The organism is Phaeodactylibacter sp. (assembly GCF_022763345.1).
In the GTDB taxonomy this organism is placed as follows: Bacteria; Bacteroidota; Bacteroidia; order Chitinophagales; family Saprospiraceae; genus Phaeodactylibacter.
This window is the reverse complement of record NZ_JALEGS010000007.1, coordinates 36,363-49,240: the sequence shown is the minus strand read 5'-3', so window position 1 is coordinate 49,240 and position 12,878 is coordinate 36,363. Positions and strand designations below refer to the sequence as shown.

The 12,878-nt window shown below is 49.9% G+C and carries 11 protein-coding genes; 8 read left to right on the top strand and 3 right to left on the bottom strand.

Features of this window, described 5'->3' with window-relative positions:
- Both MRY86_RS01475 and MRY86_RS01470 read left to right on the top strand, forming a co-directional pair.
- Nucleotides 1-282: T9SS type A sorting domain-containing protein (locus tag MRY86_RS01475; protein ID WP_293570966.1), on the top strand; the 282-nt coding region annotated here is incomplete at its 5' end.
- Between the two features lie 161 nt (nt 283-443).
- The gene (locus MRY86_RS01470; protein ID WP_293566955.1) at nt 444-1,574 is read left to right on the top strand and encodes an ATP-binding protein; all 1,131 of its coding nucleotides are present in this window, start codon (nt 444-446) and stop codon (nt 1,572-1,574) included.
- Between the two features lie 13 nt (nt 1,575-1,587).
- On the opposite strand, the gene MRY86_RS01465 is transcribed toward MRY86_RS01470, so the two are convergent.
- Together MRY86_RS01465 and MRY86_RS01460 are read right to left on the bottom strand one after the other, a co-directional pair.
- Entirely contained in the window at nt 1,588-2,214 is a 627-nt protein-coding gene (locus MRY86_RS01465; RefSeq protein WP_293566956.1) for a hypothetical protein, read from the bottom strand.
- A 113-nt stretch (nt 2,215-2,327) separates the two neighbouring features.
- Nucleotides 2,328-3,464 carry a hypothetical protein gene (locus MRY86_RS01460; RefSeq protein ID WP_293566957.1) on the bottom strand — a complete coding sequence of 379 codons (1,137 nt, stop codon included), beginning with the start codon at nt 3,462-3,464 and terminating at the stop codon, nt 2,328-2,330.
- A 335-nt stretch (nt 3,465-3,799) separates the two neighbouring features.
- On the opposite strand from MRY86_RS01460, the gene MRY86_RS01455 reads away from it, so the two are divergent.
- From MRY86_RS01455 to MRY86_RS01430, 6 genes are all read left to right on the top strand, one after another.
- Nucleotides 3,800-6,115, top strand: coding sequence for a hypothetical protein (locus MRY86_RS01455; RefSeq protein ID WP_293570965.1), 2,316 nt, complete (start codon nt 3,800-3,802; stop codon nt 6,113-6,115).
- 10 nt (nt 6,116-6,125) lie between these two features.
- Nucleotides 6,126-7,403: a dihydroorotase gene (locus MRY86_RS01450; protein ID WP_293563578.1), complete on the top strand. Its 1,278-nt coding sequence runs from the start codon at nt 6,126-6,128 to the stop codon at nt 7,401-7,403.
- Nucleotides 7,404-7,471: 68 nt separating this feature from the next.
- Nucleotides 7,472-8,026, top strand: a complete 555-nt coding sequence (locus MRY86_RS01445) for a DUF4199 domain-containing protein (protein WP_293563579.1) — start codon at nt 7,472-7,474, stop codon at nt 8,024-8,026.
- A 717-nt stretch (nt 8,027-8,743) separates the two neighbouring features.
- Complete coding sequence (locus MRY86_RS01440; protein ID WP_293563580.1) at nt 8,744-9,271, top strand: hypothetical protein; 528 nt, start codon at nt 8,744-8,746, stop codon at nt 9,269-9,271.
- A 311-nt stretch (nt 9,272-9,582) separates the two neighbouring features.
- The gene (locus tag MRY86_RS01435) at nt 9,583-10,089 is read left to right on the top strand and encodes a DUF4199 domain-containing protein (protein WP_293563581.1); all 507 of its coding nucleotides are present in this window, start codon (nt 9,583-9,585) and stop codon (nt 10,087-10,089) included.
- A 52-nt stretch (nt 10,090-10,141) separates the two neighbouring features.
- Nucleotides 10,142-11,116 (top strand): glycosyltransferase family 2 protein, encoded by a 975-nt coding sequence (locus MRY86_RS01430; protein ID WP_293563582.1) that lies wholly within the window; start codon nt 10,142-10,144, stop codon nt 11,114-11,116.
- Nucleotides 11,117-11,280: 164 nt separating this feature from the next.
- Here MRY86_RS01430 and MRY86_RS01425 read toward each other — a convergent pair whose 3' ends face one another.
- Entirely contained in the window at nt 11,281-12,804 is a 1,524-nt protein-coding gene (locus MRY86_RS01425) for a M20/M25/M40 family metallo-hydrolase (protein ID WP_293563583.1), read from the bottom strand.
- Nucleotides 12,805-12,878 lie beyond the last annotated feature (74 nt).

The following is a 12,878-nucleotide window of genomic DNA, read 5'->3' as shown; positions in this document are numbered from 1 at the left end:
GTCACGGCCACCGAGCAAGCGGAAACAGCCCCACTTGCCACTGCTTTCCCCAACCCCTTCCGGGAGCGCTTCAGCCTGTCGCTGCGGGCGGGGTGGCTGCCCGTACAAGTCAATGCCGTGGTATACGATGCGATGGGCAGGCCCGTCCTCACGCAGCGCCTGTCGGCCGGCTTCAACACACTGGATTTGAGCGGGCACCCGGCGGGCGTTTACACCTGGCGGTTGGAGGAGCAGGGGCGCGTGCTGGAGGTGGGGAAGGTGGTGAAGATTGGTAATCGGTAATGCTTCTCTTTTACAAATCCCAGGTAAATCGTCTATAAGTTTGCGGTCAAATCCATTGGTTTTTCAGCAGATTGGAGGGGTAAGGGAAAATCCGGGAAGCGTAAAAATTTGTACTTTATTACAAAAAATTACATCAAAATTTGTAGTTTAGTACAAAAAATATGATACAGCGGCAGCTTCAGGCGGTGGTTAACCGCTGGTTGTTTCGGGGGAAGATCGTCATTCTATATGGTGCAAGACAAGTGGGCAAGACGACTTTGGCCAAGGTGCTATTGCGTGAGCACGGTGGTGATTTAAATGCCTACTACAATTGTGAAATACCTTCTGTACGGCAAGTATTGGAACAGCAGGAGCCCGAATTGCTGAGGCGTGAGTTTGGTGCACACCGATTGATCGTGCTGGATGAGGCACAGTATATTCCGGATATCGGGCAAATCCTGAAGGTCATAGCAGACCACCTGCCGGAAGTACAGATTATAGCTACCGGTTCTTCAAGCTTTGAGCTGGCGCAGCGGACCGGGGAACCACTCACCGGGAGGGCACTTACATTCACCCTATACCCTTTTTCTTACGAGGAGCTCGGGCAGCTTCACCGGCCCGGCGAAAGGTTGGGCCTGCTGGGAAATTGGTTGCGTTTTGGCACCTATCCTGAGATCGTTCTAGCTTCACAGGAAGATACCAGGTTTTTGCTTGACGACTTAACATCCAGGTACCTTTATAAGGATATTTTCGTCTTTGAGAATATCCGCAAAGCTGATATTGTCCACCAAATATTGCAGTTGCTGGCCTTTCAAATTGGCAATGAAGTTTCGATTCATGAACTGGCTCTTAAACTGAAGGTCAATGAACGTACGGTATCCAGGTACATTGACCTGCTGGAAAAGGCATTCGTTATTTTCCGCCTGCCTGCATTGAGCCGAAATCTCCGCAAAGAGGTAAGTAAAAAGAAGAAGGTTTACTTCTATGATTTGGGCGTGCGTAACAGTATCATACAGCAGTACCAGCCATTGAAGGGCCGGGCAGACCAGGGTGCGTTATGGGAGAATTTTTTAGTTGCAGAACGCATGAAATACCTGCACGCACGCCTGCGATTTCCCAGACAATACTTCTGGCGCACACATGACCATCAGGAGTTGGACTATGTGGAAGAAACAGATGGTCATCTTTATGGGTATGAGTTTAAGTGGAACCCGAAGAAAGCTAAGAAGCCGGTAGCTTTCGCGAAAGCTTACCCAAAAGCGGAGGTCCAAGTACTGCATCAACATAATTTTGAGCCGTTCTTATTAGATTAATGAAGCCGTAACCTTAATTTTTGGGCACATAACGCTCCACCCGTACCTCATCCAAATACACCCGTTGCCCTGCCGGATTGCGCAGGTATAGCCGCAGCTGCCAATCGGGCTCAAAGCCGCGCGGGAGCCGGAAGAAAAAAGCCGCCTCGCCCCATTGATCAGGGGTGCCGGCCTGCCAGATGGAGTAGTGGCTGTTGCCGATGTAGGAAGTAGGGCGCATCAGGCGGCGTTTTTTGCGGCGCCCATCTGCATTTCGCAATTCAGCAAAGAGGATGATGCCCAGGTCCCGGTTCCAGATGCGGTCGGCTGCAGGCATATAGGCACGGAGGCTGATGCGGAGCCAGTCGCCGGGCTGTGCAGTATCCAAAGCAATCTGATCAGACAGGGTGTAGTCGCCATCTGGAGGCAGCAAAGTGCCCTGCCCCTGAAAAACCTGCTCAGTAGAACGGTGCGGAAGACCGGCAGACTCAAAGCCTTCCCGGAAAAGCAGGCCGGCTGCTTGTAGCGTGGTCGTGTCACGGGGTTGCCGCTCCTTCGTGTCGAAGGCAACCATGGAGTGCCAGGTGGGCTGTAGCGTGCCGAAGGTTTCCAGGTAGAAAGCGGCATTGCCCCGCTCTGACCAAATGACGCCCTTCTTCATCTGCCAGGTTTGAAACAGGTTGAGCCAGGCGAAAAACAGCAGCCCCAGCCCCAATCCTGCGGCTGCCCAACGGTGCCTAAGTAAAGGTGCGAAACAGGCCCCCAATCCAAAAGCTAAAAGGGGATAGGTCTCCACCATGGGCCGGGAGCCCAGCCCCGGGAGCCCAGCCCCGGGAAGTAGGTCCAGGCGTAGTAGGAGTAGTGGATGTAGGCGTGCAGCGCCACAAACAGTGCGATGGGCAGCAGCTTGCCCGGAGCATGCCGGCGCAGGCGGAACAGCCCGATCAGGCTGAAGAGCATCACCGGGGTGTAAATCAGCCAGCCATTGGAGAAGTCGAACCAGCCTTTGTAAATCATGGGCTGCAGGAAGTTGAAGCCTTCACCTTCGTAGGGATTGAAGTACAACTGCCCGCTCACATAATACCAGTAACCCAATTGCGGACTAAAGGCGAGCCCCTGCCCCAGACCGGCGAGCAGAAGGAAAGCCGGCCGGCGCAGGAAGAACTGCCAGCGCTCGCCCAGGGTTGTCGCGCTATTCACTCCCCACAGCAGAGGGATGAGCAGGCTGATGACTTCCGGCACTCGCGTCAGGGCAATCAGGCCCACAATCAGGCCGATACCGAATGCTTTGGCCCGGCCGGGGCGGTCGTAGAACCTTTCGGTGAGCCATAAGAGCAGGCAGTAATTGAAAAATAGAAAACCGTGCGCCATCGTAACGTAGGTGGCGTGGTAGAATACGTTGGTGGCAAAAGCAAGGGTAAGCAGCACCACCGCCGTCACTTTGCTGCTGAAATACCGCTGCAGGACCCGGCTGAGCAAAAAGAACCCTGCTATCAGGTAAACGATAGTCGACAAACTGACCGCCAGCAGGTAAGGCTTGCTCCAGCCATCTGCGGGGTAAGCATCAAAGGCTTTCGCCCAGGCGTGGGCCAAGAGGAAAAAGGGCGTTTCCATCACCGGCACGCCCAGGGTGTATTTGATGTAGCGCCGCCCGCGTTCTGTGAGGCGTATGCCAAATTCATCCTCGCGGGGATCGGCAGAACCGGGGTTGGCGGCCTGCAGGCTGCTGATGGTCGCATCGTAGTCGCCAACGTCCTGATTGACCCAAAAAGAGACCACGTGCAGGTAGTAGCTGTTGCTGTCGCCGTAGTACAGGGCTTCATCCCACCGGTCGATGAGCACGTAACCAGCCAGAAAAAGCAGCGTGATGGCGAGCAGGGCCCGTCTGATGATGAGAGGGATGGTATCCAATGGCCTGGGTTTGGTTTCGGGGCTGAAGATAAGAAAGGTTGGGTTGTTTTATGGGCGTTTGGGATTGAATTCGCGCAAAGATCGCGGAGGGGTTTCGCGCAAAGAAAGGCTTGACGATTCTACCCAGCCAGGTATGCCAAACGTAACGTTGAGTCCTTTGTGGCCCATTCTTTGCGCGCGTTGCGTGAAACCAGGGGCAGCGCATGGCTCTGCGCCCTTTGCGTGAAAAAAATGCCAGCCCTCTTACGGTCTATATGCGAGGGTCTTTCAGTGAAACCCCACCTCATTTCCTCCCAAAAACGTACATTTGCTCCTAAACAAGGAACGCCGCCACCATGAAGGACCGCTTTTCAGATGCAAACCTTGGCCGCCTGGCTGTTATCGTGCTTGGTATTGCCTTGCTTTGGTTGCGCTTCCCTGATTTCTTTGCCACGCCCAATCTGGTTATCGAGCCCTATGCCGATGGGCTCAAGGCGTACACCAATATCGAATACCACGCCCGCCATGACAGCTCCTTCACCTACTTCGAGGGGATGAACTACCCTTATGGCGATCATGCTTCGGCTGCTGTTACGCAGCCTCTTGTCTCCGGGCTCATTAAAGTCGTGAGTGATTACGTGGTGGACATCACAGGCTATACCCGGGCGATTGTCAACTTTTCGCTGCTGCTGGGAATATTGCTGGGGGCTTATTTTCTCTACTTGTCTTTTTTGCGGCTCGGGACGGCTCCGTGGTGGGGGGCTGCCGCCAGTTTGGGCATCGTATTCCTGTCTCCTCAAATTTACCGGTTTATCGCGCACTACGGTTTGTCGCATATTGAGGTGATTCCCATACTCTTTTACCTTCTCATCCGGCTGGAGGAAGCGCACAGCCTGAAGTACAGCCTTTGGATGGCCGTGGCGCTGCTGGTCTTCCCGCTTATCCACTTTTACTATTTCGTCATTATGGCGATGACCATATCCTTTTATTTTTTCTTTGGCTTTTTGCGGAAGCCTACGGTGCGCCGGTTTTTCCGCTATCTGCTGCACTTCAGTGTGCAAATTGGGCCGCCTCTGGTCTTCTTTTACCTTTGGATGTACCACAATAATCCGGTGACAGACCGTGCAGCGCGGCCCTGGGGTTTTTTCCACTTTCATTCCATCTGGGAAGATATTGTCACCTCCACAGCCATGCCTTATTTTGCATGGATCAATGAGGAGGTGATCGCTATTCAGGATGGGGGCTTTGAAGGCAAAGGGTACATTGGGCTGGTGGCGTTAATTGGGCTGCTGGTGCTTACCATTCGCTGGGTGAGCAGTGGCTTTAAAGCGCCATTTGTGCAGGCAGGCGGTGATTTGCAGCCGTTCCTAAATAAAATGATGCTGACGAGCCTGGTGCTCCTGCTCCTTTCTTTTGGGCTACCGTTTACTATTCCGGGGCTGGAAGGGCTGCTGGATTATACAGGCCCCTATCAGCAATTCCGGTCGGTGGGGCGCTTTAACTGGCCTTTTTACTATGCCATCAACCTGATTGTCCTCACTGAGCTTTGGGCATGGATAGACCAATCCAAAGAACAGTGGAAGCTGGGTCTGGGCATTGGGGCTTTGCTCTTGCTGGGCTTCGAAGCCTATCATTCCTGTACCGATCCCGACCTGAAACTGGACGACATCCGGCAATTGCACGAAGGGGAGACCTTTGCCGATTTGCCAGGCATCGACTACCGGGAATTTCAGGCCACCGTGCCCCTGCCGTATTTTAACCTAGGCAGCGACAACTTCTGGATTGAAACATCTGGCAATGTAATGCCCTGGACACTCCTACTGGGTATGCAAACGGGGCTTCCTACCACAGGTGCTGCCTTGACTCGTACCAGCCGGAGTCAGGCGTACAATCAGCTGCAGCTGGTTTACGAACCCTACCGCATCCCGAAAATTCTGGAAGACTTCCCCAATGAAAAGCCACTGTTGCTGGTACTGGGTAAGTATCAGTTTGAGCAGCAGAAAGCACGTTTTGGGCATATGCTCATCGGCGCACAACTGCTTTTTGAGAATGATCAGTATGCCCTCTACCGCCTGCCCCTGACGGCATTTGAAGAACGAATTGAGGCTAAGGTACGGGACATCAATTACACGCTCAAAGCAGACAGTGCGGCCTTGTACCCGGTGGCTGGCTTCCTTTCCCGGGATTCCACGCATAACTTTTTTTACGAAAGTTTTGACACCCTTGCTGCAGAGCATTACTACCGTGGCGGCGGGGCTTATGCCGGCGAGGTCAGCCAACCGAACGTCCTTTTTGACGGCACCCTGCCCCGGCAGTATGGTACGGGCTGGTACACGTTTTCTTCCTGGATTTATGTGGATGTCGACCGTCTGGCTACGGGCTCTTTTCACATTGAAGAATACGATGCGGAAAGCGGGGCGCGGTTGCAGGAACAGCACTACCGCATCTACGACCACTTCCGTACCTTTGATAGCAATGGATGGGCACTGGTGGAGATGGGCTTTATCCCGCAGCGTTCCGACAGCCGTATCCGGTTTTGGGTAGATAATCAGGACATCGGAGAGGCACCACTTTTTGTAGATGAGCTGCTCATCCGGCATGATATTGCAGAGATTTATCAGAAAGGGCAGCATTACCTTTTTAAGAACAACCGGTGGTATCCGGTAGAATAATCACAGGCGCATGGACTTGCATATTAAGAACGCTACCATCATCGCACCGGGCAATCCGCACCACGGTCAGGTGCGCAGCGTATTGATCCGGGAAGGGTATATTCAGAAAATCGGGGAAACACCTTTTGAAGGGGAGGATACCCCAGTATTGGAAGCGGAAGGGCTACACCTGTCAATCGGCTGGATGGACTTCGGCGTGCAGGTGGGCGACCCCGGCTTGGAGCACCGCGAGACCCTGCATACCGCAGGTGCAGCGGCAGCTGCCGGTGGGTTTACGGCAGTAGCTGCATTTCCCAATACGGATCCGGTGATCGATACAAAATCGGGGGTGCAATACATTTGCAAAAATGCTGAAGGCAAGCTCGTCAACTTCCATCCTATGGGCGCGCTGACCCTGAAGTGCGCAGGCCGGGAAATTACCGAGATGATCGACATGCAGCGTGCCGGCGCGGTTGCCTTCACGGATGGCCCCATCGCTCTGCAGCATACCGGGGTGATGCTTCGGGCGCTCAATTACGTTAAAGCCTTCGGTGGAGTAGTGGTCAATCAGCCGCTCGACGACCACCTGCGGCACGGCGGGCAGGTGCACGAAGGCATCGTTTCTACTTCCCTGGGCATGCCGGGCATTCCATCGGTAGCTGAGGAGGTCATGGTACGCCGTGATTTGCACTTGCTGGAGTACACTGAGAGCCGTTTGCACCTCGCTAATATCTCCACCGCGGGCGCCGTGCAAATGATACGCGAAGCCAAAGCCAAGGGGCTACAGGTAACCGCAAGCGTAGCCGTAATGAACCTGGTCTACGAAGACGAAGCCACCTCTACCTTCGACTCCAATTTCAAGGTACTGCCGCCCCTGCGCAGCGCTACCGACCGGGAGGCCTTGAAAGCGGGCGTACTTGATGGCACTATTGACATTATCGCCTCCAATCACCAACCGCTGGAAGAGGAAGCTAAAAAGCTGGAGTTCCCCTACGCCGAGTTCGGGGCAACCGGGCTGGAGACGTTGTACGCTTTATGCCGAACGCACCTGAGCGACTGGCTTACTGATGAACTGCTGATTGAGAAAATAGCCGGCAATCCCCGACGCATTCTGGGGCTGGATCTTCCCGAAATCAAAGAAGGCGCAATGGCAGAGCTAACCCTCTTTCAGCCGGATGCCCAATGGATCTACGACCGTAACCGGGTCTACTCCCGCTCCCTGAATTCACCAGTACTGGGGCAGGAACTGCGTGGGCGTGCGCTTGCCGTAGTCAACAACAATCAGTCGTTCGTAAATGCCCATTCATAGAAAATACCGGCAAGGGAATAGGAATTGACCGATATTGAAGCTTATTCACCAACTTTAACCATTACAATATGAGTACACTTGACAATCCTAATGAAACCATTGACCCGAAAGAAGTTTCTCCATGGCCCACAGTCCTACGTTTTGGCCTAATAGGCGGATTATCCCTGATACTTTATTCTTTGCTTAGTATCATTACAGGATACTTAAGTCCTTCATCAGGGGTTAGTGGGGTGATTATTAATTTTTTATTAACAATAGTAATTGTAGGAATATTTACAATTGTAGGAGTTCTGGGTTATCGCAATAATGATTTAAGCGGGAAGATTAATTTTAGACGAGCATATTTAGTAGGAGGATGCATTATATTTATAATGAACATGATTGCAGTCATATTTTCAGTCATATATATGAATTATATTGACCCTAGTTATGCAGACCAAATGATTAACGAATCTATAGCAATGTATGAAAAAATGGGGCTAAATGAGAAACAAATTGAACAAGCTATTGTGAATCTGGAAGAAAGCTCATTAGTTATTAATGCATTAAAGAACGGACTTCTATTTTCTATTGTTTTTTCTTTGATAGGGGGCTTTTTTGTTTCTATTTTAACCAAGAATTAACAGAATCTTGAAATTCTTAAAGGCATTTTTGTTTTTTAGGACCAATACATAGGATTGTAATTTAATTTTATTTATATTCACCGTTGAGGTGAAAAGAGTCAATCTTGTCACTTCGTTGTTTTATTGCGTATTTTTACAATCAGAGATCAAGTGTGTACCCCCATGTTGATATATCCATGATTTTAGCATATGTTAAGAGTTTTTAATTTATTTGTAGTACCGTTTCTAGAATTTGATTCTTTTACAAGAATTAAGTTTTAATCATCAAGGTTGAATGATATTTTGAAACTCAATTGATAGTCACTTATTAGATTGCTTTGCGGTGTGGAGGTATTTGTAAATAGAAACTTCCCTATAAATGATTTTGTTATTGTTTTTTTGCTAAATTTTTCTTCTAGAAGTGTCCTCTGGAAAAATTTTATAGTTTTCAGTTACTCTTTTCCAAAGGGGGGGCTACGTAATAGCGTCGAGCAAAAGAAATCAGGCTTTATAAAAAGTCATATATGCTATTATGTTAATGAAGTCTTTATACAATTGAATTCATTGTCTGCTGACGGTGCAATTATAGGGATAACTTTTAAGTATTTGATACATCTAATGTTTATTAGATCAACTCTCCAATCCTTTCGGATATGGACAGGTGTTTTGGTTTTCTTTCTCAGATATTAAACATAGAACTCATTTTTTCTTTATTTAACTCTCTTAAATTTTTTAAACATGAACGCTCTAAGATTTTTATTTTTTTGTCTCATTACCATTTTCCTTGGTTCCTGCCAAAAGGCTAGCGAAAAACCGCTCATAGAAAATCCTGTTGTGTCTAACAGTGTTTCAGACGAGGAAAAAGTCTGTGATCTTCTTTCTGAGGCTTACAACCTCTGGGATTCCCAAGCGTTTGATTCCTTCTTCAATGACAGTTTATGGGTTTTAATGGATGAAGACTCACTGACTGAGTTTCAATTAGAGATGGTTAGCCTGTATACTACTGAAGGGCTAGATTCAATGTTTGTTGTTAGTCCAGATCTCGAATCGGCTTTCGATGAAGTAGGGGCTTTAAACCTTACTAATCAAGAATTCGATGATCATACTGATGCATGTGCTGAGTCCTTTATTGTTACAAGAGCCTGTATTATTTGTAACGCGAAGGCATGCAGAAACTCCCAAGCTGTAGAGACAGTCGGAAATGTAAGCAACAATTGGCTTATGAGTTTAGCAGGAAATGTAGGTCAATGGATTCATTGTCCATAATTGAGTTTTGCTATAAATTGTAAACTTAGCCAAAGGAGTCTTCGTAGGGCTTAATTGTTACTACGAAGGCTTTTTTTGTGTAGATACTAGAACTGAAATCATTATGCTATTTTGGCTGCTAATTTGAAAAATCAAGCGTTTTCTCAAAAAAACAGCAGAGTAATCTGATTTTTTAACGTAGTAGCAAGTTAATAACGCAATAAGTCTACACCTAGCCATATGTGAATTTAGTGTAGTCCTAAACGAATAAAATCTAAAATTTTATACTTTTGCTTTAGCCCCCGTATATTTGCCGTACAATCAATAAGTATATGCTAAAGCAAAACATAGGCGTCAAGTACGGCATTATAGCAGGTGGGATTACCGTGGGTATCTACCTGCTATTTTATTTGATTAATAAGGAGCTGGTTTTCAATTCTTTCCTAAACTGGGCAACAGTGGGGCTCTATCTGGCTATCGCCTGGAAAGCGATCGATGATGAGCGGCAGGCTATTGGCGGAAAGCTGGAGTTTCAGCAGGCGCTTAAGGTCGGCTTTACGGTCTTCGTGGTAGCCAATCTGGTGTACTACCTCTACTACTATCTGCTGCATGGTGTCTTTGACCTAGGGCTCGAGGAAGTACAGCGGGCCGTAATGTCTGAGACCCTGGAAGCCCGAAAAGGTATGCTTTCGGAAGAGCAGTACAATGCCTTCCAGGAGTCGCTGGAGGGAGATGGCTTGAAAGTCGGCCTGCAAAACACCTTGCTGACCTACGCCCGCAGCCTGATCGGGTATTTCCTGATTTCTCTGGGTTTGGCGGCACTAGCCAGCCGGAAATAATCATCTTTTCTAACTTTTGCGCGTTCTTCACTTTAAGACCAGAAGCTGATACATGGATATTTCAATCGTCGTCCCGCTTTTTAATGAGGAAGAGTCCCTGCCGGAGCTGGAAGCCTGGATCCGCCGGGTGATGGAAGCACATGGTTTCTCCTACGAAATTGTATTTGTGGATGATGGCAGCCGGGATGGCTCCTGGGAGGTAGTGGAACGCCTGGCTCAGGAGAACACCTGTGTCCGGGGCATCAAGTTCCGCCGCAACTACGGGAAATCTGCTGCCCTCAACCGGGGTTTCGCTGCTGTACAGGGGGATGTGGTGGTCACGATGGATGCAGACCTGCAAGACTCCCCTGAGGAACTGCCGGAGCTTTACCGCATGATCACCGAAGAGGGGTACGACATGGTGTCAGGCTGGAAGAAAAAGCGCTACGATCCGGTACTTACTAAGAACCTGCCAAGTAAGTTTTTTAACTGGACAGCCCGCCGAATGACCGGCATTCACCTGCATGACTTCAACTGCGGGCTAAAGGCTTACCGGAATGCCGTAGTCAAAAGCATTGAGGTGTATGGTGATATGCACCGCTACATACCGGTCCTCGCCAAATGGGCGGGGTTTAAGAAAATAGGGGAGAAGGTCGTGCAGCATCAGGAGCGTAAATATGGGACCACTAAGTTTGGTATTGAGCGCTTTATTCGCGGGCCGCTGGACCTGCTTTCGGTCATTTTTATCTCCAAGTTCGGCAAACGGCCCATGCACTTTTTCGGTATGTGGGGCGTCTTCATCTTCGTCATTGGCTTCTTCGCGGCAGGGTATATTGGCATCAGCAAATTGTACCGCCTGAGCCAGGGGTTGCCTACGATTCTGGTCACGGATAATCCTTATTTCTACATTTCCCTTACCTGTATGGTTATTGGCACCATGTTGTTTCTTTCCGGCTTTCTCGCCGAGCTGATCTCACGTACGGCTTCCGACCGGAACAGCTACCTCATTGAGCGGGAAATTGGATCAGTCAAGGCGACAGCAGGGTAAAAAAAGGCACGTACCAATGTTAAACTATACTGACGATTAAGTGGTTTGCCACAGCAAACCTACTCAATGTCAGCATTTACGCTAGGAAATGGCTTGCTCCGATGTCGCAAACCACTTCGTATTGCGTATAATACGTGCCTTCCGTTCCTACTGGAATCTATTGCTTAGCGTTCGTACAATTGCTTGCCAGCTTCCTCGTACTTATCGCCTTCCACCCAGAAAGGGCGGTCTTCGTCATCCGCAATCAGCCGGGCCGTACGTGCCAGCGCCTGACAGAACTTCTGCAAATAATCGAAGTCGATAGAATCCGGGTTGTCAGCTGCCTGATGGTAGTAAGTGCTGATTTCCTCATCAAACTCGGTAAGGCCCGGGCTAAAGCACAATGCCGGTACGCCCAACTTAGCAAAGGAGACGTTGTCAGACCGGTCGAAGAGGTTCTGCTCCGGGGCAGGGTTAGGGAACACATCGAGCCCAAAGATATTGGAAGCTGCTTCCACAAGCCCGTCGGTGCCGGTACGGCCAAAGCCTACGATGGAAACGTAGGAGGGGTCGTTGTAGCCTGCGCCATCCGTATTCAGGTTGAAGATGACCTGTTCCATTGGGATGAGCGGGTTTTCAGCGTAGTATTGACTACCAAGTAAGCCGATTTCCTCACCCGTCACCGCCAGGAAGATAACGGAACGTTTGGGCGGCGCTTCTGCCAGGGCTTGCAGGGCACCCAGGAGCGCGGTCGTTCCCATAGCGTTGTCCCGGGCACCGTTGAAGATGCTGTCCTCCGGGGTGTAGGGAGAGCCGCCGTTCTTACCTGTACCCACGTGGTCAAAGTGAGCAGTGATGAGCAGGTATTCGTCCTTCAGCTCCGGATCCGTGCCTTCGAGCAACCCGATGACGTTGTTGGAAGTGACAGCCCGGCGGGAGAAGCCCTCACTGCTCAGCTCCACCTTTGTCTTTTTGCTATCCTTCATGGCATTGAAGGTCTCTTTATTTTCCTCCTTGATCCAGCCATAAACAAAGTTGGGACTGGATTTGGTGGTTTCCATTTTATCAGCCAGGTTAAGGCTTTCTTTTCCAAAGTAAGACAGGAAGAACTGCCAGGGGAACTGAAGGCGGTAGAGTTCGATCAGGCCAACCGCGCCTTTCTCTTTGGCCAATTTGCGTTTTTTGCTCATAGAATTGAAAACCGTAAGCGGGTCTTGGCCCTCCGGCGTGCCAGGCAATACGAAAACGAGTTTACCTTCCACATCAAGCTTATCGTAGTCATTCGCGCCTGTTTCCTCGTCAACCCAGCCATAATTGGCAAAGACGGCTTTGGTCTTAGTCAATTCAAGGTTGCCGGTCATCATCAGCAGGTTGTCACCCTGAGTGTAGGTCTCGTCTTCAACAACGATCTTGGCCATAGACGGTGGTGTAATGGCTTCAAAAGGGACGGGTTGGTAGTAGCCTTGCGCGCCTTCTACTTGCTTAAGGCCATAAGTTGCGTACTGAGAGGCGATGTAAGCAGCAGCAATATCGTTGCCCATTTCGCCGGTGCGCCGACCCTGTAGCGCATCAGATGCCAGAAACCGGAGATGGGCTTCCATATCCGCCTTGGTGATATCAAATTCAGGGGCCCGACTGTCGTTTTGCGCCTGAGCAGTCGTGAAGCAAACAAAGGCAAGCCAAGTTGCCAGGATTGTCAGTTTTTTCATTAATTCCAATAATTTGGTGAATACGAGTGCTGCCCTTAGAGAGGACTTTTTCGAATAGATGCTAAAGGTAATGA

Coding starts and splice junctions, on each gene's coding strand:
- MRY86_RS01470 (WP_293566955.1), top strand. CDS start 444: ATGATACAGCGGCAGCTTCAGGCGGTGGTTAACCGCTGGTTGTTTCGG.
- MRY86_RS01465 (WP_293566956.1), bottom strand. CDS start 2,214: ATGAAGAAGGGCGTCATTTGGTCAGAGCGGGGCAATGCCGCTTTCTAC.
- MRY86_RS01455 (WP_293570965.1), top strand. CDS start 3,800: ATGAAGGACCGCTTTTCAGATGCAAACCTTGGCCGCCTGGCTGTTATC.
- MRY86_RS01450 (WP_293563578.1), top strand. CDS start 6,126: ATGGACTTGCATATTAAGAACGCTACCATCATCGCACCGGGCAATCCG.
- MRY86_RS01445 (WP_293563579.1), top strand. CDS start 7,472: ATGAGTACACTTGACAATCCTAATGAAACCATTGACCCGAAAGAAGTT.
- MRY86_RS01440 (WP_293563580.1), top strand. CDS start 8,744: ATGAACGCTCTAAGATTTTTATTTTTTTGTCTCATTACCATTTTCCTT.
- MRY86_RS01435 (WP_293563581.1), top strand. CDS start 9,583: ATGCTAAAGCAAAACATAGGCGTCAAGTACGGCATTATAGCAGGTGGG.
- MRY86_RS01430 (WP_293563582.1), top strand. CDS start 10,142: ATGGATATTTCAATCGTCGTCCCGCTTTTTAATGAGGAAGAGTCCCTG.
- MRY86_RS01425 (WP_293563583.1), bottom strand. CDS start 12,804: ATGAAAAAACTGACAATCCTGGCAACTTGGCTTGCCTTTGTTTGCTTC.